This is a genomic window from Embleya sp. NPDC050154 (genome assembly GCF_044460165.1).
Taxonomy (GTDB): Bacteria; Actinomycetota; Actinomycetes; order Streptomycetales; family Streptomycetaceae; genus Embleya.
Genome location: NZ_JBITJP010000016.1, coordinates 202,668 through 221,024, shown reverse-complemented (window position 1 = coordinate 221,024; position 18,357 = coordinate 202,668). Strand labels below are relative to the sequence as shown.

At 70.7% G+C, this 18,357-nt stretch carries 15 protein-coding genes; 9 read left to right on the top strand and 6 right to left on the bottom strand.

Translation table 11 applies throughout. The annotated features are described in order from the left end of the window. Positions 1-108: 108 nt before the first annotated feature. The 4 genes from ACIBSV_RS30870 to ACIBSV_RS30855 form a co-directional block, all read right to left on the bottom strand. The gene (locus ACIBSV_RS30870) at positions 109-837 is read right to left on the bottom strand and encodes a polysaccharide deacetylase family protein (RefSeq protein WP_395868802.1); all 729 of its coding nucleotides are present in this window, start codon (positions 835-837) and stop codon (positions 109-111) included. A gap of 149 nt (positions 838-986) precedes the next feature. Continuing rightward, positions 987-1,139 (bottom strand): hypothetical protein, encoded by a 153-nt coding sequence (locus ACIBSV_RS30865; protein ID WP_331772491.1) that lies wholly within the window; start codon positions 1,137-1,139, stop codon positions 987-989. A 2-nt stretch (positions 1,140-1,141) separates the two neighbouring features. Further along, a complete protein-coding gene (locus ACIBSV_RS30860; RefSeq protein ID WP_395868800.1) occupies positions 1,142-2,437 on the bottom strand; it encodes a glycosyltransferase in 1,296 nt (431 codons plus the stop codon). A 639-nt stretch (positions 2,438-3,076) separates the two neighbouring features. Beyond that, complete coding sequence (locus ACIBSV_RS30855) at positions 3,077-3,424, bottom strand: hypothetical protein (protein WP_395868798.1); 348 nt, start codon at positions 3,422-3,424, stop codon at positions 3,077-3,079. A gap of 662 nt (positions 3,425-4,086) precedes the next feature. Here ACIBSV_RS30855 and ACIBSV_RS30850 point away from each other — a divergent pair. The 6 genes from ACIBSV_RS30850 (at position 4,087) to ACIBSV_RS30825 (ending at position 13,152) form a co-directional block, all read left to right on the top strand. Next, complete coding sequence (locus tag ACIBSV_RS30850) at positions 4,087-6,066, top strand: LodA/GoxA family CTQ-dependent oxidase (RefSeq protein ID WP_395868797.1); 1,980 nt, start codon at positions 4,087-4,089, stop codon at positions 6,064-6,066. Continuing rightward, positions 6,063-7,256, top strand: a complete 1,194-nt coding sequence (locus tag ACIBSV_RS30845; RefSeq protein WP_395868795.1) for an FAD-dependent monooxygenase — start codon at positions 6,063-6,065, stop codon at positions 7,254-7,256. The genes ACIBSV_RS30850 and ACIBSV_RS30845 overlap by 4 nt, the downstream gene beginning before the upstream one ends. After that, complete coding sequence (locus tag ACIBSV_RS30840) at positions 7,253-7,972, top strand: hypothetical protein (RefSeq protein ID WP_395868793.1); 720 nt, start codon at positions 7,253-7,255, stop codon at positions 7,970-7,972. The genes ACIBSV_RS30845 and ACIBSV_RS30840 overlap by 4 nt, the downstream gene beginning before the upstream one ends. 833 nt (positions 7,973-8,805) lie before the next feature. After that, positions 8,806-9,501 (top strand): hypothetical protein, encoded by a 696-nt coding sequence (locus ACIBSV_RS30835; protein ID WP_395868791.1) that lies wholly within the window; start codon positions 8,806-8,808, stop codon positions 9,499-9,501. A gap of 455 nt (positions 9,502-9,956) precedes the next feature. Then, a complete protein-coding gene (gene sigJ / locus ACIBSV_RS30830) occupies positions 9,957-10,880 on the top strand; it encodes an RNA polymerase sigma factor SigJ (RefSeq protein ID WP_395868789.1) in 924 nt (307 codons plus the stop codon). 106 nt (positions 10,881-10,986) lie between these two features. Further along, complete coding sequence (locus ACIBSV_RS30825; protein ID WP_395868787.1) at positions 10,987-13,152, top strand: MMPL family transporter; 2,166 nt, start codon at positions 10,987-10,989, stop codon at positions 13,150-13,152. Positions 13,153-13,474: 322 nt separating this feature from the next. Here ACIBSV_RS30825 and ACIBSV_RS30820 read toward each other — a convergent pair whose 3' ends face one another. After that, positions 13,475-14,275, bottom strand: coding sequence for a hypothetical protein (locus ACIBSV_RS30820; RefSeq protein WP_395868785.1), 801 nt, complete (start codon positions 14,273-14,275; stop codon positions 13,475-13,477). A 503-nt stretch (positions 14,276-14,778) separates the two neighbouring features. Here ACIBSV_RS30820 and ACIBSV_RS30815 point away from each other — a divergent pair. From ACIBSV_RS30815 to ACIBSV_RS30805, 3 genes are all read left to right on the top strand, one after another. Beyond that, positions 14,779-15,318 (top strand): ArsR/SmtB family transcription factor, encoded by a 540-nt coding sequence (locus tag ACIBSV_RS30815; RefSeq protein WP_395868783.1) that lies wholly within the window; start codon positions 14,779-14,781, stop codon positions 15,316-15,318. Beyond that, entirely contained in the window at positions 15,315-16,610 is a 1,296-nt protein-coding gene (locus ACIBSV_RS30810) for an MFS transporter (RefSeq protein WP_395868781.1), read from the top strand. Before ACIBSV_RS30815 ends, ACIBSV_RS30810 begins: the two co-directional genes overlap by 4 nt. 578 nt (positions 16,611-17,188) lie before the next feature. Further along, entirely contained in the window at positions 17,189-17,656 is a 468-nt protein-coding gene (locus ACIBSV_RS30805; protein ID WP_395868779.1) for a VOC family protein, read from the top strand. A 52-nt stretch (positions 17,657-17,708) separates the two neighbouring features. Here the strand turns inward: ACIBSV_RS30805 and ACIBSV_RS30800 are convergent, their stop codons facing one another. Continuing rightward, positions 17,709-18,320, bottom strand: a complete 612-nt coding sequence (locus tag ACIBSV_RS30800; RefSeq protein ID WP_395868777.1) for a hypothetical protein — start codon at positions 18,318-18,320, stop codon at positions 17,709-17,711. Positions 18,321-18,357 lie beyond the last annotated feature (37 nt).

The window sequence follows — 18,357 nt, the reverse complement described above, 5'->3', positions numbered from 1 at the left end:
GTTACGAACGCGGAGGCAGGCCGTACCCCGATATCCGGGAGGGGCGTTCACCGAATTCGGCGCGGGCCGATCCTGGTTGCGCGGCCGGCGCCGAACTCGGCGGTGGTGTCACCAGTGCGCGGCGGTCGCGTAGTAGGTGGCGCCGGGCCATGCCTGGACCGGTGTCGTCGACGGCACGATCCTGCCCGCGCACAGTCCGCGCTCGGCCAGCCCGTCGACGATGCGCGGGATCGCGGCGAGGGTGCTTCGGTAGCCCTCGTGCAGCAGGATGATGCCGCCCGGGCCGACCTGGAGGGCGTTGGCCACGATGTCGTCGGTGGAGATGCCGTTGTAGTCGAACGAGTCGGTGGTCCACAGCACCTCGGTCATGCCGAGTGTGGTCGCGTCCTGGCGGATTCCCGCGTTGGTCCGGCCGTACGGCGGGCGGAACAGCGTCGGTGCGTGGCCGGTCTGGGACTGGAGGATCTGGTTCGTACCCAGGAGTTCGTTGAACGCGTCGGGCTCGCCCAGGTCGTCCAGGAAGGGGTGGGAGAAGGAGTGGTTGCCGATCCAGTGGCCGCCGGCGGCGATCTGCGCGACGTACTGCGGGTAGTCCAGGGCGTGGGCCCCGGTCAGGAAGAAGGTCGCCTTGACCCAACCGGCGTCGTTCAGTGCCTGGACGTAGGCGGGGGTCAGGGTCGAGGGGCCGTCGTCGAACGAGATCGCCGCATAGCCGGCGGAGCATGGGGCGGGGGGCGCGGGATCGGCGTGCGCGGCCGTCGTCGGGCCCAGGATCAGACCCGCCACCGCGACCATCGCCCCGGCCGCCCACGCGCGCACTCGCACGCTGGACTTCATCTCGGACTTCCTTTCGAAGATTCGACATCATCACGAACCCGGCCACCATCGAAGGATGGTGGCCCTGCGGTCGGCCGCCCGCCGCCGGGTGCGGCCGGGAACGGTTTACCGGTTGCCCCCGGGGCGGAAGGCCGACCGCAGGTCGAACGTCAGCGAGTGCGCGCGGGCAGGATCCGCTTGAGCGCGAGGCCCGCACTGAACAGCGTGAACGCTGCCACGAGCGCCCACATGACGTTCGCGCCGGTCGCGGCCAGAGCGCCTCCGGCGCCGGCTGCGGCCGCTCCCGTACTTGCGTGATACATGGTCACCATTTCCTTTCTTTTCTTCGGATCGCGTCCCAGAACGCCTGAGCCTGGGCCGCTTGCAGGTAGAGGTCGAAGGCCATCTCGACCACGATGAGCGCGCCGAGTACCACTTGCAGTGGTCCGCGTTTGCGGACGCTCACGGCGCGTTCCACGGAGAAGATCAAAGTCACCACCATCCACACGGGCTGAATACGCACGTGTCCGGTGAGGACGAGGGACAGCAGCAGCGAACCGAGATAGATCACGATGATCAGCAAGCCGATCAACGAGAGCACCTGTCGTCCCCAGTAGGTGCGGGTGATGTGTGTCCACCCGTAGTCGGTCAGGTTCTCCAAGGCGCCGCGCTTCCAGCGCAGTCGCTGTTTGAACAGGTCCGACCAGGTGCCCATGACCTCGGTCATGAGCGTGCACTTGGGCGGGCAGACGATACGCAGACCCAGGTGCAGGATGCCCAGCGTGAGTTCGTTGTCCTCGGTGAGCACGCGGGTGTCGTACACGTGCGCCGCGCCGGGAAGTTCACCGGTGGCCCGGGCCGCGACGACCTCCTGGAGGGTCAGCGCGCGAAAGAGTGTGGCCGTCCCGGTGAGTACGAGGGCTTTGCCCTGAAGCCGCTCGACATCACGGACATAGCGGGCGTACTCGTTGCGTTGCAGCATGCCGACGAAACCCCCGCCCGGCTTGCCGGTGAACGTGCCGCCGACCGCTCCGAACTCGCCGGTCGCCAGCCGCTCCAGGCCGTGGCTGAGGAACTCCGGTCCGAGGGTGGAATCGGCGTCCATCACCAGGATCGCGTCGGCCGGTCCGAGGTTCGGCAGGATGTGATCGATGACCTGATTGAGGCCGCCGGCCTTCTTGTGCTTGTTGTCGACGGTCTCGTAGACCTGCACACCCATGCCGCGGGCGATCTCGACGGTCCGGTCGGTGCAGTTGTCCGCGATGACGATGATCGTCTCCGGCGGTCGACGCTGACCGTACAGGGACTGGATGGTCTCGCCGATCTGCGCTTCCTCGTTGTGCGCGGGCACCAGTGCGGTGATACGCATCGAGAGCACGTCCACGGCCGGCAGCGAACGACGACGCCGGCGCTTGGTCCTGAGCCGGAACGGCTCGGCCTTGCGCGCCCGGTGTCGCCGGGGACGCTCTCCGGTGGGAGTCGGCGCGAAGGTCGGGACCGGGCGCGGCTCATCGCGAATCGGCGCCAGGATCTCCGTCGGGTGGTCCGCCGCAATCGGCTGTTCGGCACGTCCTCGGTGCCGCCCGCCGGGCACGCCGCTCGCGTACCCCATGTTGTTCATCTCGCCGTCGCGCTCCCGATCGAATCATGGCGAATGGAAGAAATCGCTCAGGAGCGCACGCGCGAATCCCGAAGCCGTGACCGGCGTTCGGGCAGCACGAAAGGCCGACGAGCATCAGCTCGCCGAGAAGCGAATCAACCGTTCCCCCCGGGGTCCCCACCCAGGATGACCAAGAATGGGGTATCGAAAGGATCTTGTACAACACAAAGATCCAATTGTGAGCACAAGCACAGACAAACCCCGAGATCCCAACAGATAGTTGCCTGCCGCCGTACGGCCGCGAGCCCCGGGCAATCGCACCGCCCCGAGGGCTTCGGCGGGTCGGATATCCTCACTGACCCTGACATATCGGGTGCCTCAAGCCACCCGGCCACCCGCCTCGGCGAACTGCGACGCGCCGGCGCCGTCTTTCGGCACCCGCGCCACCACGAGCCCGGCGTGGAGGAGTGCCTGCCCCTGTCGATGGAGGGCCGCGTGTGCCGCCGCCGGCGAGACGCGTCCGCACCGTCGAACCGATGGCTTGCCACGCGGACTTCGACCGCCACCGCTATCGTCACGCACCCCGCCGCCGCCCGCCCGCCGCGACCGGCGCGTACGGCCGTGACGCCGGCGAGGAACAGGTATGGCGGGAGACCGCCGTCAGCCGCCGAGCGACTGGGCCGGTACAGGTGCGGCGATCGGCGGGGGCGGTGATGCTCGCTCGGTGTCGCCTGACGGCAGGGGCGGCTGGGCATCGCGTTTGCGTAGCAGGAGTCCGCCGGTCAGCAGTGCCGCAGCGGCCCACGCGGCGGTCACGCCGAGGCCGGCCCAGGGGCGGATGGGCAGGCTGCCGGAATCGGTGGTGCTCTGGACGCCCAGCCCCGCGCTCATCGGCGCGATGCTCACGAGCAGGCGCTGCCAGCCCGGGTCGCCCCTGGTCCGGGCGATGATCGGGACGATGTGCAGCAGGCCGAGGACGCCCCCGATGCCGGCGGCCGAGTCGCGCACGGCGGTGCCGACACCGACACCGAAACCCTGCGCTCGACGCCGTCGCCCAAGCTCACCACGCCACCCTCGCCACCAGCGCACGCCCCGAAGGGGCCTGGCCATCACCGTGCTGTTCGCACCGCCATCCGGCCCAACTCCCCTTGAGGTAGTCATGCAGCCGCCACCGGCCCTTGAGGTAGTCGTACAGCCGCCACCGGGGCCCGGCCTGCGCGGACGCAGGCCCGGCGGCCACGGCGATGGCGGTTGTGCGTCCGAGGGAAGCGCGGGCGCCACCGATGGCGGTGTTCCCGCGACACACGATTGCGCGTGAGCCGTACCGCGCACACCTACGACCCTCCCGATGGGCGACTTCCACATACTCGACCGGCCCGGTCGGACCGCCGCGCCGCACTCTCGTGCACCGGCCGCCCATCGACACGGCGGGTGCGCGCCATCCGGGTGAAGTACACGAACAGCCTTCACTCGAAAGGGATGGATCGTACGCGAGCTGTCAATCTGAATGATGTGCCGCCCTCTCCCGGCCGACCGTGGGCGTGCTCCCGGCCCGCGAACTGCCGCATCCAGCCCGGCCCGCCGCCTCGTCACCCGCTCACCCGGTCGCCCGCCGGTGCGCCACGACGACCCTGCGACCTTCACCATCTCGGAAGGAACCCGCAACCACCATGAGTAACGACATCGCCTACGCGAAGATCCACCCCGCGATCGGAGTGGCCCGGGTGGGCAACAGCACCCGCGACGACGGCTGGTACTACGGCCCCGAGACACCGGACCCGGATCCGATGCCGGCCGGCTCCCTCAAGGACGACACCGGTGCCTTCAAGCGCCAGGCGGCCCGTTTCCGCCTCTACGGCTACGACAGCGCCGGCAACGTCGTACGCGAACTGACGGCCACCGACGCCGGAGTCGCGATCGAGTGGGGCGTCCACGTCGCGAACCAGAAGGCCGCCTGGTACGAGTTCAGCCTCGCCCTCGACATCCCCGACATGCAGGGCCACAGCACGCCGAGGCGCAACAAGGGCATCGACCGCCGCAGCCTGGTCATCGATCCCGGCCGCAAGACCCTGCGCGCCGGCACCGGCCAGAGCGTGGAGTTCACCGGCGGCGCGTTCCAGGGCATCGCCGTCCCGCTGGGCCGGATGCACACCGACGAGCGCGGCCGGCTCGTGGTGCTCGGCGGCTCCGGCCGGTCCGGCGCGAAGAACAACGAGGAACTGCACTCGTTCGGCAACAACGACGGCTGGTACGACGACATCTCGGACGGCCCGGTCACCGCCACGCTCACCCTGGACGGCCGCCCCATCGAGGTCAAGCCCGCCTGGGTCGTGGTGGGCCCGCCCAACTACGCACCGGATATCAAGACCGTGCGCACCGTCTACGACCTGCTCCTCGACGTCTTCGTCGGCAAGGGCAAACTGCCCCGCCCCGTCCAGGTGTCCTTCAAACAGCACATCGAGCCCCTCCTGCGGCGCTTCGGCGACCTGCAGTGGGTCAACAAGGGCTTCGCCACCCACTTCGGATTCGCCGGCCCGGAGGACTTCACCACCACCGAGGTGCTGCGGCGCCTCTCCAAGCCGGGCAACACCTACCGCGAGCTTCGCCGCCAGGTGTACACCGCCATGCGCAACTACGAGCGGGACGGACTCGCGCCGATGACCTGGCCGTGGTTCTACGGCGACGGCATGGCCAGCCGCCCCAAGTCACCGCGGCAGTACATGACCCTGTCGGCCCTCCAGATGGACATGCTGCTCAAGTGGTCCAACGGCGAATTCGTCGACACCCCCTGGAGCAGCTTCCCCAGCCACCTGGAGAAGGCATCCCTCGCCGATCAGCCCGGGCTCCTGGACCGCGCCGCTCTCGACTTCTGCCTCGCCGACGCCTTCCACCCCGGCTGCGAGATCACCTGGCCGATTCGGCACGCGACGATGTTCGCCGAACCGTTCCGCATCCTGCACCGCGCCGAGGGACAGGCGGAGCCCGACTACGGCGCGGAACTCACTCCCGAGAAGGCGCTGGCCGCCGACGGCCCGCTACACGCGCAGGGCCCGGGCGGCCTGACCCGGTGGATGGCCATCCCCTGGCAGACGGACACCGCCAGTTGCCGCTCGGGCTACGAGTCCACCGCCGGCCTGGGCCCCCGGTACGACCCTCACCTGCCGACCTTCTGGCCCGCCCGGGTGCCCAACCACGTGCTGACCGAGCGCGACTTCCGGATCGTGAACAAGGAGGGCGGCCCGACCCCCTCGGAGGACGAGCGCGAGGCGGCGTTCAACAATCGGGCCTCCTGGCTGCGCGGTCTGCACGGCACCTACAAGGAGCAGTTGAAGCAGGCCGCCGCGGAGTGGCACCACTTCGGCGTGGTGGAGACCCGCCGCTACACCGTCGGCGACAACAAGTACCCGCAACACGTCCAGGTCGAGTCCGTGCCCGGCTTCGCCCTCGAAGGGGTGTCGGACGAGCGGAATCTGGTCACCCTGCATGTACCGCAGACCGCTGCCGCCGACGCCCAGGGTGCGGCGCTGTCCGCCCTCGCCGAGCACATCGGCCTCGCCCCCGAGAACATCACCGTCGGCTACATCGACAAGCTCGACCCCTTCGGGGAGGACGCCGCCAACGGCGCCGGCCGCCACGAGAGCCGTTCGTGACGGTGGACCACACCGATCGTCCGGCGGCCACCGCGACCGTGTACGACGTGGTGGTCGCCGGCGGCGGCCCGGCGGGCGCCGCCGCCGCCCTGGCACTGGGCCGCGCGGGCCGCACCGTCCTGCTCGCGGACGCCGCCACCGGACCGCCGCCCGTCGGCGAGGCGCTACCGGCCGCCGCCCGGGTCCTGCTTCGCGACCTCGGCACGCAGGACGTCCTCGACGAACGCCACCATCTGCCCTGCTACGCGAACCTGTCGGCCTGGGGCTCGGACGACCTCGCCGCCCAGGACACCATCCTGGACCCGCACGGCCACGGCTGGCACCTCGACCGCGGCCGCTTCGACCGGGAACTGCGCGAGCGCGCCCGCCTCCTCGGCAGCGAAGTGGCCGACCACACCACGGCCCGGCCCGCCGGCCGCTCCGGCGACGGCACTTGGAGCGTTGAGCTGCGCGGCCCCGGCCGGCGCCGCACCGTGCGCTGCCGCTGGTTGGTCGACGCCACCGGCCGCCGAGCGGGCCTGGCCACCGCGGCCGGCGCCCGCCGGGTGGTCCACGACCGGCTGGTCGCGCTCTGCCTGACCCTGCCCCCATCGACCACGCCCACCCCCGACGCCTCGACCCTCGTGGAGGCATCGCCGGACGGCTGGTGGTACACGGCGCTGCTGCCCGCCGGCCACCGGCTGCTCGCCCGGTACACCGACGCGGACCTGCCGGGCGCCCGGACGGGCGATACCGGCCTGCTCACCGACGTGGCCCGCACCCGCCACACCGGCGCCCGGGTGTCCGCGCACCCGTGGCCGGCCGCCGCCGTACGGCGCGCGCCCGCCCACACCGTCCGCCTGGACGCCGTCCACGGCGACGGCTGGGTCGCCGCCGGCGACGCCGCCGCCGCCTTCGACCCGCTGTCGTCGCAGGGCATCATCACCGCCCTGTACACCGGCATGCGGGCCGGCCAGGCGGTCCACGACCACCTCGGCGGCGACCGCACCGCCCTCACCCGCTACGCCGCCGAACTCGACACGATCACCGGCGTCCACCTGCGCAACCGGCGCACCTTCTACGGCCTCGAACACCGATGGCCCCGGCACGCCTTCTGGCGCCGCCGCCACACCGCCGGCCCGACGGATCCCGTCGACGGCCGAGCGAACACCCGACCCGATCCGATCCCACCCCCAGGAGTGCCCGCATGACCACCACCGACGTCATCTCCGTGTCCGACGCCGACGCCGCCCCCCGCCACGGCCACCGGTTCCTGCTCATCGGCACCGGGACGATCTTCGCCTACCACCTCGCGCTCTACCGTGTCCCCGTCCACGCCTTCCAGATGATCAACAAGTTCGGCCTGGACGGGGGCCTGCGGAAGAAGTACCTCGACGACCTCGCGAACCACGAGGACCAGCGGGTGTACTACTCCCTGTTCTCCGAGGGCCATTGGCCTCTCAAGGAGATCGTCGACGGCACCCGCGACTCGCTGCCCGTGGAACTCGAGCGGGTGACCGTGGACAGCTCCGGCAATCGCACCTTCACCAAGATCCTCGACGAGACCACCGCCACCTGCCGCAAGCAGGACGTCGTCCACTACAAGCCGCTCGACGCCACCGGCTACCCCGAAAACCTCACCTACCTCGCCTTCGGCGAGGGATCCGAGATCCACCTGGCCCACCAGCTCGCCGCCTCGCCGAACTGGGACGAGGTCATCACCACCACGCAGCCCGCAGGGTTCCAGCAGAGCGACCTTGACCACGCCGCCGCCGTCACCATCCCCGCCATCAAGGACCCGAAAGGCGTGGTCAACACGAGCCCCCTGGTCAAGGGCAAGCCCTACGAGGGCCTGATCGGGACCCGCGAGGTCACCTTCACCGCCGGGCGCCAAGGCTGGTGGAACCACACCAGCCTCAACACGTAACCACGAACATCGAGCGCCGCAGCGCCCGTTCGGCTCGTCGTCGCGCATGGCGGGCTGCCGGGTCGTCGGCGACTTGGTGGCGGCTCGCCATGTCGTCGCCGTAGAACCACCGACCTCCGACGCGGCCCCGCCGGCGAAAACCGACGGGGCCGCGTCTGTCCACCCTCCGCCTTCGCGGCCGCGCGTATGGCCGGTTCCCGGCCCGGCCAAGCCGCGCGTTCGCGTCCCCCGGGACGGGACGTCTTGACCCCGCCCAGCTGACGTATCGATCCCGCCCGGCTGCGGTCTCCCGGCCCGGCGCCTCCACACAGGGCTTCTCGATCCGCCCGTCCGCGGCGAACGCCTGGCCCAGGCGGGTGGTGTGGCCCACGCGCCCGAACACCCGCAGCAGGTCGTATCCGTGTTGCCGTGTCAGGTTCCGGGGGCGCGACGCCGGTCGATGGGATGTTCAACGTCTCCGCCGGATCGACGAGTTCGGTGACGATGACGGGGCCTTGCCGTCGCCGATACCCTCGACCCGGGCCAACTCGACGACGTCCGCCAACGGCCACCGTCCCGATGCCCACAACCGGAAGACGAGGCTCCACGACCCGCGGTGAGGCTCGTGGAGGCGGTGGTCAACGACGTGCGGCTCGACCGGCTCGGGATTCGGCCCGAGCAGGCTCGCGGCACCGCGCTCTCGCAGCTCGCCACCGGGATTCCCGCCGATACTCGCCCGCACCCCGGGTATCCGCACCGACGTGGCCGTTCGCCTGGCAACGTCTCTTCGCGGGTGACCGGGTCACCTACGCAGCCGAAGTCAGCCGCCGCACCTCAACGCAGGAGGACAGCAGATGACCAGCCATGACTCCCTTGCGGGCCGCGAAGTCCCGGACCCCTTCGGGACGTTGCACCGAGCATTGTGGATCGGCGGCGGCCAATGGGCCGGGAAGTCGACAGTGGCCCGGCTCCTGGCCGTCCGGTACCGCGTCACCGTCTATCACTACGACTACCACGACGCTCGCGGTCACAACGATCGCCGGATCGCCCGTCGCCTGAGCCTCGGAGAGCCCGCCACCGAGCCCGACCCGGACAAGGTGTGGGTCCACTCCGCTCCGGAAGAGATGGCCACCGAAACCCTGGCCGGCTTCCCGTACCGGTTCGAGTGGGCCCTGGACGACCTGCGCGCACTCGTCTCGGGCCACCCGATCATCGCCGAGGGCTGGGGACTGCGTCCCGAACTCGTCGCACCCATCATCGACTCACCGCGTCGGATGGTCGTCATGGTGCCCACGCCGGAGTTCCGCCGACACCAACTCCGCGAACTTCCCCGAGCCGCCTCGCTCGGGCACCGCGTCAGCGATCCGGTCCGAGCCCAGGCCAACCGCCTCGCCCGGGATCACCTCGTTGCCAAGGACGCCGTCCACACCGCCCATCAACTCGGCATCCGCGTGATCGAAGTCGACGGTTCCCGCGATGCCGCTGCGATCGCAGAGACAGTCGCAGACCACTTCAGCCCCTACCTCCCGCGTCAACACCACGAGATTTAATCACCACTGGGATTCGGACGGTTCCAAGAGTCGTCTCCGGAGCCGATGTCACACTCCTTGGACCTGCGTCGTCTGGAGGGCATGAGAATCGCAGTTGCCAGGGGAAACGGGCGCACAGGCCGCCGCATGATCGACGAACCACGTCCGTGCGGTGGTGGGGTGCGTGCGCCCGGTCGAGGATCTTCCCAGGGTCGTCCGATCCCGGCGCGAACCGTCGCGATGCCGGAGCCGGTCGGGGCCTTCGCCGATGTCACCGACATCGCCCACACGGGCGAACCGGCCCGATGCGTGCACGGACGCGGGAGTAGCGGGCGGTGGGCGACGGCGCTGCCGGTACCGCCGACCGATGCGCTCGACCGGACCGCGGGTTCGAGACGGCCGGCCGTCGCCGAGCATGCGGACGTTGCACGCCGTGCCGGCTCGCTCGAGACGCGGTCGACGGTGGAGCCGCAGGTATGAGCGCGTGGTTCGGCGACGGACAGGGGGCGGGGCACCCGGCCGGCGAGGACACGCTCGCGCTCGAATTCGAGGCGCATCGCCCTCGGTTGCTGCGGGTGGCGTACATGACGCTCGGGTCGATGAGCGAGGCCGAGGACTGCGTCCAGGAGGCCTGGTTCCGGCTGCGCGGCATCGCGGACCCGGCGGCGATCCGCGACCTGGGCGCATGGCTGATCACCACGGTCGGCCGGCTGGCCTTGGACGCGCTCGGCAGCGCTCGTGCGCGGCGGGAGCGGTACGTCGGGACGTGGCTGCCGGAACCGTTGGTCGCTCGGCCCGAGGCGCTCGATCCCGCGGACCGCGTCACCCTCGACGAGTCGGTGAGTATGGCCTTGTTGGTCGTCCTTGAGCAGCTTTCCCCCGCACAGCGCACCGCGTTCCTGCTACACGACGTCTTCGGGCTGCCCTTCGACGACATCGCGGACGTGGTCGGCCGTACCCCGGCCGCCGTACGCCAACTCGCCTCGCGCGCTCGCCGGGACGTGGCGACCGCCCGACCACGCTTTCCGCCCACCGCGGCCGAACAGCGGGAGTTGGTGGCCGCGTTCCTGGCCGCGTGCCGGGAGGGCGATCTGAAGGGGCTGGTGACGTTGCTCGACCCCGATGTGGTGTGCCGAGGCGACGGCGGCGGCGTGGTCACGGCATTGCGTCACGCCGTGCGCGGAGCCGAGAAGGTGGCCGGGCTGATGCTCGACTTCACCCGGCATCCGCTCGACGAGGTGCGGCCCACCGACGTCAACGGCTCGCCCGGCCTGCTGCTGCGCGGCATGGACGGCGTGCTCTCGGTGGCCGCCTTCACGGTGGACGCGGGACGGATCACGGCCATCGACGTGGTCCGCAACCCGCACAAACTGGCGTCCGTTCCACCTCCGCCGGACTGATCCCCGCATCGACCCCAGCACAGATCGACCCCACGGCTCGCCCGTGGGCTGCTTTCGCACGCCCGGAGAGCCGGAGAGCCGGAGAGCCGCAGAGACCGGAGAGATCATGACCATCACCGAAGAGACAACAGAAGTAACGCCCAGAGAGGGCATATTCGCCCGAATCGCCGGCCTGGCCTTCCGTCGCAGCCGGCTCGCGCTCGTGCTGTGGCTTGCCGTGCTCATCGGAGTCTGGGGCGCCGCCTCGTCCGTGGGTGAGGACTACCGCCAGGATTTCTCCCTCTCGGGCACCGACTCGCAACGCGCGGCCGACCTGCTCGCGGCGCACGGTTCCGAGCAGGCGGGCGAGAGCGTACAGATCGTCCTGCGCGACGAGCGCGGTCTGCGGGCTCCGGCGACCGCCGAGCGGGTCCGCGGCATGTTGGCCGAGGTGGCCGAACTCCCGAATGTGGCAGCCGTGTTCGGTCTCTATGATGATCCCGCGTCGATCGCCCCCGACGGCACGATCGGGTATGCGACGGTGATTCTGAGCACGCCTTCGGACCAGGTGACCAAAGCCGACGGCGAGCGCGTCGACGACGTCGCGCGGCGAGTCGCGGGGGATGGGCTCCGGGTCGAACTGGGCGGTGGTGCAGCGCGGTTGATGGGTCAGGGGCAGGGTGGTGCGGCCGAGGGAGTGGGCCTCCTGGCGGCGCTGGTGGTCCTGGTGCTGATGTTCGGGACGGTCATCGCCGCCGGACTGCCCATCGTGACCGCGCTGTTCGCGGTCGGCTCCACCCTGGGCGTGATCATCCTGGCGTCGCGGCTGTTCACGATCGCCGACTACACGCCGTACGTGATGATGCTCGTCGGGTTGGGCGTCGGGATCGACTACGCGTTGCTGATCTTCGTCCGCTACCGCGCCGAACTGGTGCGCGGCGTAGCGCCGGAGCCGGCCACCAAGACGGCGCTCGAAGCCGCGGGTCGGACCGTGTTCTTCGCCGGCTGTACGGTCATCCTCGCCCTGCTGGGGCTGGTCGCCCTGGGCCTGGGGTCGTTGCAGGGCATGGCGTTGTGTGTGGCGTTGACGGTCTTGGTGACCATGCTCGCGGCGCTCACCCTGCTGCCCGCCCTGCTCGGTGTGTTCGGGGAGCGCTTCGCGCGGCAGTTCACGGTACGGGCGGCCAAGCGCGCCGCGCGTGGCCGCAGGCCCGAAGGCGCGATGTGGCGCGCGATCGCGAACGCGGTGCAGCGACGGCCGATGGTGGCCCTGCTGGTCGGCGTGCTCGGGCTCGGCGCACTGGCCGCGCCGGCGCTGACCTTGCGACTGGGGTTCGCCGACGCGGGCAACGACGCGCCGGACACCACGAGCCGCCGCGCCTACGATCTGCTCGCGCAGGGGTTCGGTCCCGGTTTCAACGGTCCGTTGATCGTCGTGGTGGACGGCGGGAACGCCGGTGCGGAGCAGGCGGGCGCGACCGCGCGTCGGGTACTGGGCGAGACCCCGGGGGTGCGGGCCGCGGGAACGCCGATGGTCACCCGCGACGGCGCGGTCGCCACCGTGATCGTGCATCCGGTTTCGGCGCCGCAGGACGAACGGACCTCGGAGCTGGTCTCGACGCTGCGAGACGACGTGCTGCCGGGCCTGTCCACGCAGACGGGGGCGCGGTACCTGGTGGGCGGAGCCACCGCGGTGACCGAGGACTATGCCGACAAGGTGGCCCGACGGATGCCGCTGTTCGTCGCGATCGTGGTCGGCCTGTCGGTGCTGTTGCTGACGGTGGTGTTCCGTTCGATGTTGATCCCGATCAAGGCGGCGTTGCTGAACCTGCTGAGCATCGGGGCCGCACTGGGGGCCATCGCGTTGGTGTTCCAGCGTGGCATGTTCGGCATCGAACCCGGTCCGGTCGAGGCATACATCCCGGTGACCATCTTCGCGATCGTGTTCGGGCTGTCGATGGACTACGAGATCTTTCTGGTCTCGCGCATCCGCGAAGAGTGGACCCGGACCCGTGACAGCGCGTTCGCGGTCCGGGAGGGCCTCGCCCACACCGGCTCGGTGATCACCGCGGCCGGGGCCATCATGGTCGCCGTCTTCGGTGCCTTCATGCTCAGTCCGGAGCGGATGCTCCAGCAGATCGGGTTCGGCATGGCGGTGGCCATCTTCGTGGACGCGGTGGTCATCCGGTGCCTTGTCGTACCGGCGATGATGCAACTCCTCGGCCGCTGGGCCTGGTGGATGCCGGCGTGGCTGGATCGGCTGCTGCCTCGCGTGGAGGTGGAGCGCGGCTGACGGCCGAGGCGGTGTACCCCCGCCGGAGCCGCGTCGAGGTCGGCCAACCGGGCGTGAGCCGTCGCGGCCGACACCAAGTGCCAGGCGTCGGCGTACGCGTGGCGCGGCGCAAGCTCCGGGCCCAACGCGTCCGCGTCCCGTCCCGGGCCGGCGGGCGCCGACGCGATCGGCCGGCGACACGGGGTCCGGGGGTGGTTCGACCCTGGTCGGCGTCGCCGGCCGTCGGCGACCACCGATGGCCGGGCGCGGTGGCGATGGTGACCCGGGCGCGCCTGTCGCTGCACTCGTCCGCCACCGCCGGTACTCCGAACGAGACGACGTCTCAACCGCGCTGCGCCGCCGTGACCTTGTCGGTTTGTGCCTTGTGGACGCCCGGTGGCAGCTCCTGGTCGGCGTTTTGCGAGGCGCCCTGCACGATGACGTAACCGGCGCGGGTCGTGGTCATCCTGGCGCTGAGGCCGAAGTCGGAAGAGACCTTGAAGGCGATGCTTTCGTCACCGGCGTTCGGGGTCGGCAACGGCGTTACGTGGTACGTCAGCGACGGTGTGCCGTAGCGGAAGGTGCCGCATGAGGGGAGAGCCGCCTTGGCGTCCTTCAACAGCTTCTCGGCCGCGCCCGGTTGATACGAGGCGAGGGAGAACGCGTACTGCGACTTCGCCGCGCCCGGCGGGGTCAGCTCGCCGCTGATGTGTGCGACGGAGGTATGGGTCGCGCCGCCTCCGCCCATCAGGTCCATGATGGGCTGGCAGGCAGGCTTGTCGACGGTCGACACGTCCGGCTCCTCGACCTCCGGCGTCGTAACCCGCCAGCCGGGGGACGGGAGGTCGGCGGCGACCACGAATGCCGCCCCGAGCTGCGCCGCGTTGAGCGTCTTGGCCGGTGAGCCCTTGCCATCCGACGGTCGTGACGTGCCGCTGCCGGACGGCGCGGGGGTGCCGGACCCGGACGCCTGCGGGGAACCGGGGGCACTGGTGGAGGATCCGGTCGTGGCACTGGTCGTCGGCGAACCGCTCTTGCCGTCCGCGTTGTTGCCGGAGTTGCCGGAGTCGTCGGAACAGCCGACGGCGAACAGCAGCAGCGGGGCCACCGCCGCCGCGGTCAATCGTTTACGCGCGGAGGGCATGAGTTTCCGTCTTTCTGTGGGCGGTGTGCCGGGAGCAGGGTTTGTCCGACGATACGTGTGTCGCAGTGGAGAGTCGGGAGAGTTACCCTCCGACCTGCGGTGGTGCACTGAAGCGGATGTGCGGGTGCCTTTTCGATTCCGCGGGTACCGGTGTGTGCTCCGGGTGAGGAAATTGTCCTACGCGGGCACGCGCGTGGGCGCATCCTCGCGCAATCGGGACTGCAAATGCGGTGGGAAAGCCCCCGCGCGCCCGCGGCCTTCCGAGCTTCTTCCGCTCGGGCCTCCACGAACTCGTCCACGGCACCGAACACGACTGGGACTTCGCCGAGTGGGATGGCCGGGCATCGACTACCGGCAGGCGCGCAGCCGCTCGGATGGGTGGGGTCCATGACGGCGTGATCACCGAGGGCCGTTCCGTTGGGGCTCGGCGTCGGACGGGGGATTCCGAAGGACCGTACGGAATCCCCTTGCCCAATGGTCAAGAATCGTTGACCATTGGGCGCATGCCTGCCGATGATCTTCCCGAGTCGTTTCACGTCACCACCGAGGAGCAGCTGCGTGCCGTCTCCAATCTCACGCGCCACCGGATCATGGCCGTGCTCCGCTTCGAGCCGGCGACGATCACGCAGATCGCCGCGCGGGTGGGCCTCGCGAAGGGGAGTTCCAGCTATCACGTGCGGCTGCTCGAGCGGGCCGGCCTGGTGAAGGTGGTGCGGACGCGGAAGGTGCGGGGGGTCACCGAGCGGTACTACGCGATGGCCGCGCAGGCGATCGTGCTGCCGGATCCGGGGGCGGGGCAGCCGGATGTGCTGATGCGGCATGTGGTGGCGGACCTGGAGGCGGCACCGGTGGATGCCGAGCGGCATGTACGGATGGCGCATCTGCGGCTCACCGGTGAGCAGTTCGCGGAGCTGGGGGCGCGGCTGCAGGCACTGGCGGACGAGTATCGGGAGCTGTCCGATCCGTCGCTGCCGGACGTGTCGCTCGCCTTCGCGCTGTTCCGGCCGGCGCCGCGCGAGCAAGCCGAGGGCGATGCCAAGTGACCTCGGATGTTGGGAAGTTGCCGACGGGGTTCGGACGGCTGTGGACCGCGCAGACGGTGTCCTCGCTCGGTGACGGGGTGATGCACGCCGCGCTGCCGCTGCTCGCGTTGACGTTGACGCGGGATCCGATGGCGCTCGCCGTCGTCACGGCCGCCGGGACGCTGCCGTGGCTGCTCTTCGGGGTGCTCGGCGGTGCGCTGGTGGACCGCTGGGACCGTCGGCGCACGATGTGGGTCGCGGACGCGGCGCGTGCGGTGCTGCTCGCGATACCGGTGGCGGCGGCCATGCTGGACGTGCTGAGCGTTCCGTTGCTCGCGGCCGTCGCCTTCCTGCTCGGCCTCGGCGGACTCTTCTTCGACACGGCCGCCACGGCCTACCTGCCGGATCTGCTCGGCCGCGACCCCGTACTGCTGGAGCGTGCCAACTCCCGCCTGCGCGGCGCCCAGACCGCTGCGTCCGGCTTCGCGGGGCCGCCCGCGGGCAGTGCGCTGCTCGCACTCGGGCGGGCGGTTCCGCTGGTCGCCGACGCGGTGTCGTTCGCGCTCTCCGCACTGCTCGTTCGGTCGCTGCCCGCCGTGCCGCGGCCCGTACCGCAGGCCCGCGAGTCGCTGCTTCGACAGGCGCGGGCCGGGGCCTCGTACGTCTTCCGGGACCGGTTGCTGCTCGGACTCGCGCTTCGTCCGGCGGTCGGGAACGTCGCCTTCCTCGCCGTGGAGACCGTACTCGCCCTCTTCGCGCACGAGCGTCTCGGCATCGACACGTTCGGCTACGGCCTGCTCCTGACGGCAGAGGCCACCGGCGGTCTGCTCGGTGCCGCGATCGCCTCCTTCCTCGGCCGGCGACTCGGCACCGGCACCGCGCTGACCTGCACGGCAGCGGTGGAGGGGCTTGCCATCCTGGGGCTTGCCGCCGCCCCGAATCCGTACGTGGCCGGGCTCGCACTCGCCGTCTGCGGGGCGGGCATGGGCGCCACGATGGTGCTCGGGCCCTCCCTTCGGCAGGCGATCGTCCCCGCTCACCTGATGGGCCGGGTCGCCTCCACCTCCCGCATGCTCGGCCTGTGCGCGGCCCCGTTCGGCGCCTTCCTCGGCGGCTGGCTGGCCACCGCGTACGACATACGCACCCCGCTCTACGCCGCCGCCGGCCTCCTGCTCGCCATGACCGCCGTCACGGCGACCATGACCGGCAACCGCCGGGTCGAGGCGGCGCTGCGTGACGCCGCATCGGCCGGCGGTCCGGGCCACCCCGAATCCGCGGATCCCGTCCGGGAAGCTGCGCCCGAACTGTCGTGACGCTTTCGCGGAAGTCGGCGTCGGCCGGATCCGAGGACGCACCCGAGTGCGACTCCGGACGGATGGGCCTCGGGGTCCGTCTGAAAGCGCCCGAAGTTCCCCGCGCGGGCGCGGGTGTGTGCGCGGCGCGTTACCGGGGCCGGACGGCGAAGACGCACATCGCGAGGCGGTGGCCTGGGTCGCGGCTCCTTGTAGCGGTTCGCGAACTTCTCGTTGACCCTGATGCCGTCCGGGCCCAGGGCGTCGGCGGGGGATTCGGCCATCAGGATGATGCCGCCCCTACTGGTCGAGTAGACCTGTGACCGGGCCATGTCCGGCCGTCGGTGGCTGGCGAGTGGCGGGCGGATGGCGTCCCTCGCCGTCGCGACTGCCGGTGGAGGGCGTGTGCGGCCACGATGGCGGGCCTTCGGGGGCAATCGATGGATGAAGGTTCGGCACACGGCGTGCCTGGCCACACGTTGCCGTGCCGCATGTCAGGCTGATCCGATATGTCGGCTATACCCGGCATGGCACCTTGCCCGGGTCGACTGTCGTGCCGAACTGTCGGCCATCTGCCATTGATTGGATAGGCGGGAACCGTGAGCGTCAAACCTGTGCCCGAGGACTACCCGCGCGTTACGCCCTACCTCTGCGTCGACGGAGCAGCGGCCGCGATCGACTTCTACGTCTCCGTCCTCGGCGCGACCGAGCGCATGAGGATGCCCGCGCCCGGTGGCAAGATCGGCCACGCCGAACTCCAACTCGGCAACTCGATCGTCATGCTCGCGGACGAGTACCCGGACATGGGCTTCCGCAGCCCGAAGGCGGTGGGTGGCACGCCGGTGACCCTGCACGTGTACGTCGAGGACGTCGACGCGGTCTTCGCGAGTGCCCTCGCCAACGGCGCCACGGAACTCCGGGCGGTGAAGAACGAGTTCTACGGCGACCGAGCCGGCCAGTTCGAGGACCCCTTCGGCCACCGCTGGAGCGTCGCCTCGCACGTCGAGGACGTCCCCGAGGACGAAATGGCGAAACGGGCCGAGGAAGCCATGCAGAGCGGCGACTGATCCACGGCGTCCACGCGCGGTGCGAGCGCGGGCCGGTGAAGATCGCCGCACGTCACGGGGCCAGGACGTGCCCCGCCGCCATCGCGGAGGCCACGGCACCACCGGCCGCGACGGCCGAGGCTGCGGCAACCGGCAGTCGCAGGGTCCATGCGCGCAGCTTCGCCGACTTGGATGCCTGAGCCAGTAGCGCGTCGCGTCCCCGTAGTACGGCCGGCCCGACGCCGGTGAGAGTCAGCGCCATACCGACGCCGAAGGCCGCCACCATCAGGAGGGCGACACCGAATCGGCCGGTGAGCAGCCCGCTGAGCAGCACGAGGAACGCGGAGGGCGAGGGCGGCAGGCCGCCGGATGTGCCGAGCGGCACGAGGCCGCGCCTGGTGAGCAGCGACGCGGTGGGGACGACATGACTGTGCCCGTGCCCGTGCGTGTGGCCGTGGCCGTGTCCGTCCTTGTGGCTGTGGCTGTGGCTGTGCCCGTGCGTGTGATCGTGGCCGTGTCGGTGGGTGAGGGTGGACCGGTGGCGTCGGAGAAGGTTCACTCCCACGCCGACCACGACCAGCGCGGCGATCAGTTGAAGCCGGCTCGTCAGTGCGGCGACGTCCGGGGCGCTCTCGGCGGCGAGCCACCACCCGACGGCGAGCGCGGCCACCGACGCGGTGTGCATGGTCGCGACGATGACGCCCAGCCACAGCGCATGTCGC

Bases quoted from the DNA above. Each gene is read 5' to 3' on its own strand.
- ACIBSV_RS30835 (WP_395868791.1), top strand. From the start codon at position 8,806: ATGACCAGCCATGACTCCCTTGCGGGCCGCGAAGTCCCGGACCCCTTC.
- sigJ (WP_395868789.1), top strand. From the start codon at position 9,957: ATGAGCGCGTGGTTCGGCGACGGACAGGGGGCGGGGCACCCGGCCGGC.
- ACIBSV_RS30800 (WP_395868777.1), bottom strand. From the start codon at position 18,320: ATGCACACCGCGTCGGTGGCCGCGCTCGCCGTCGGGTGGTGGCTCGCC.
- ACIBSV_RS30865 (WP_331772491.1), bottom strand. From the start codon at position 1,139: ATGTATCACGCAAGTACGGGAGCGGCCGCAGCCGGCGCCGGAGGCGCT.
- ACIBSV_RS30825 (WP_395868787.1), top strand. From the start codon at position 10,987: ATGACCATCACCGAAGAGACAACAGAAGTAACGCCCAGAGAGGGCATA.
- ACIBSV_RS30850 (WP_395868797.1), top strand. From the start codon at position 4,087: ATGAGTAACGACATCGCCTACGCGAAGATCCACCCCGCGATCGGAGTG.
- ACIBSV_RS30820 (WP_395868785.1), bottom strand. From the start codon at position 14,275: ATGCCCTCCGCGCGTAAACGATTGACCGCGGCGGCGGTGGCCCCGCTG.
- ACIBSV_RS30860 (WP_395868800.1), bottom strand. From the start codon at position 2,437: ATGAACAACATGGGGTACGCGAGCGGCGTGCCCGGCGGGCGGCACCGA.
- ACIBSV_RS30815 (WP_395868783.1), top strand. From the start codon at position 14,779: ATGCCTGCCGATGATCTTCCCGAGTCGTTTCACGTCACCACCGAGGAG.
- ACIBSV_RS30840 (WP_395868793.1), top strand. From the start codon at position 7,253: ATGACCACCACCGACGTCATCTCCGTGTCCGACGCCGACGCCGCCCCC.
- ACIBSV_RS30870 (WP_395868802.1), bottom strand. From the start codon at position 837: ATGAAGTCCAGCGTGCGAGTGCGCGCGTGGGCGGCCGGGGCGATGGTC.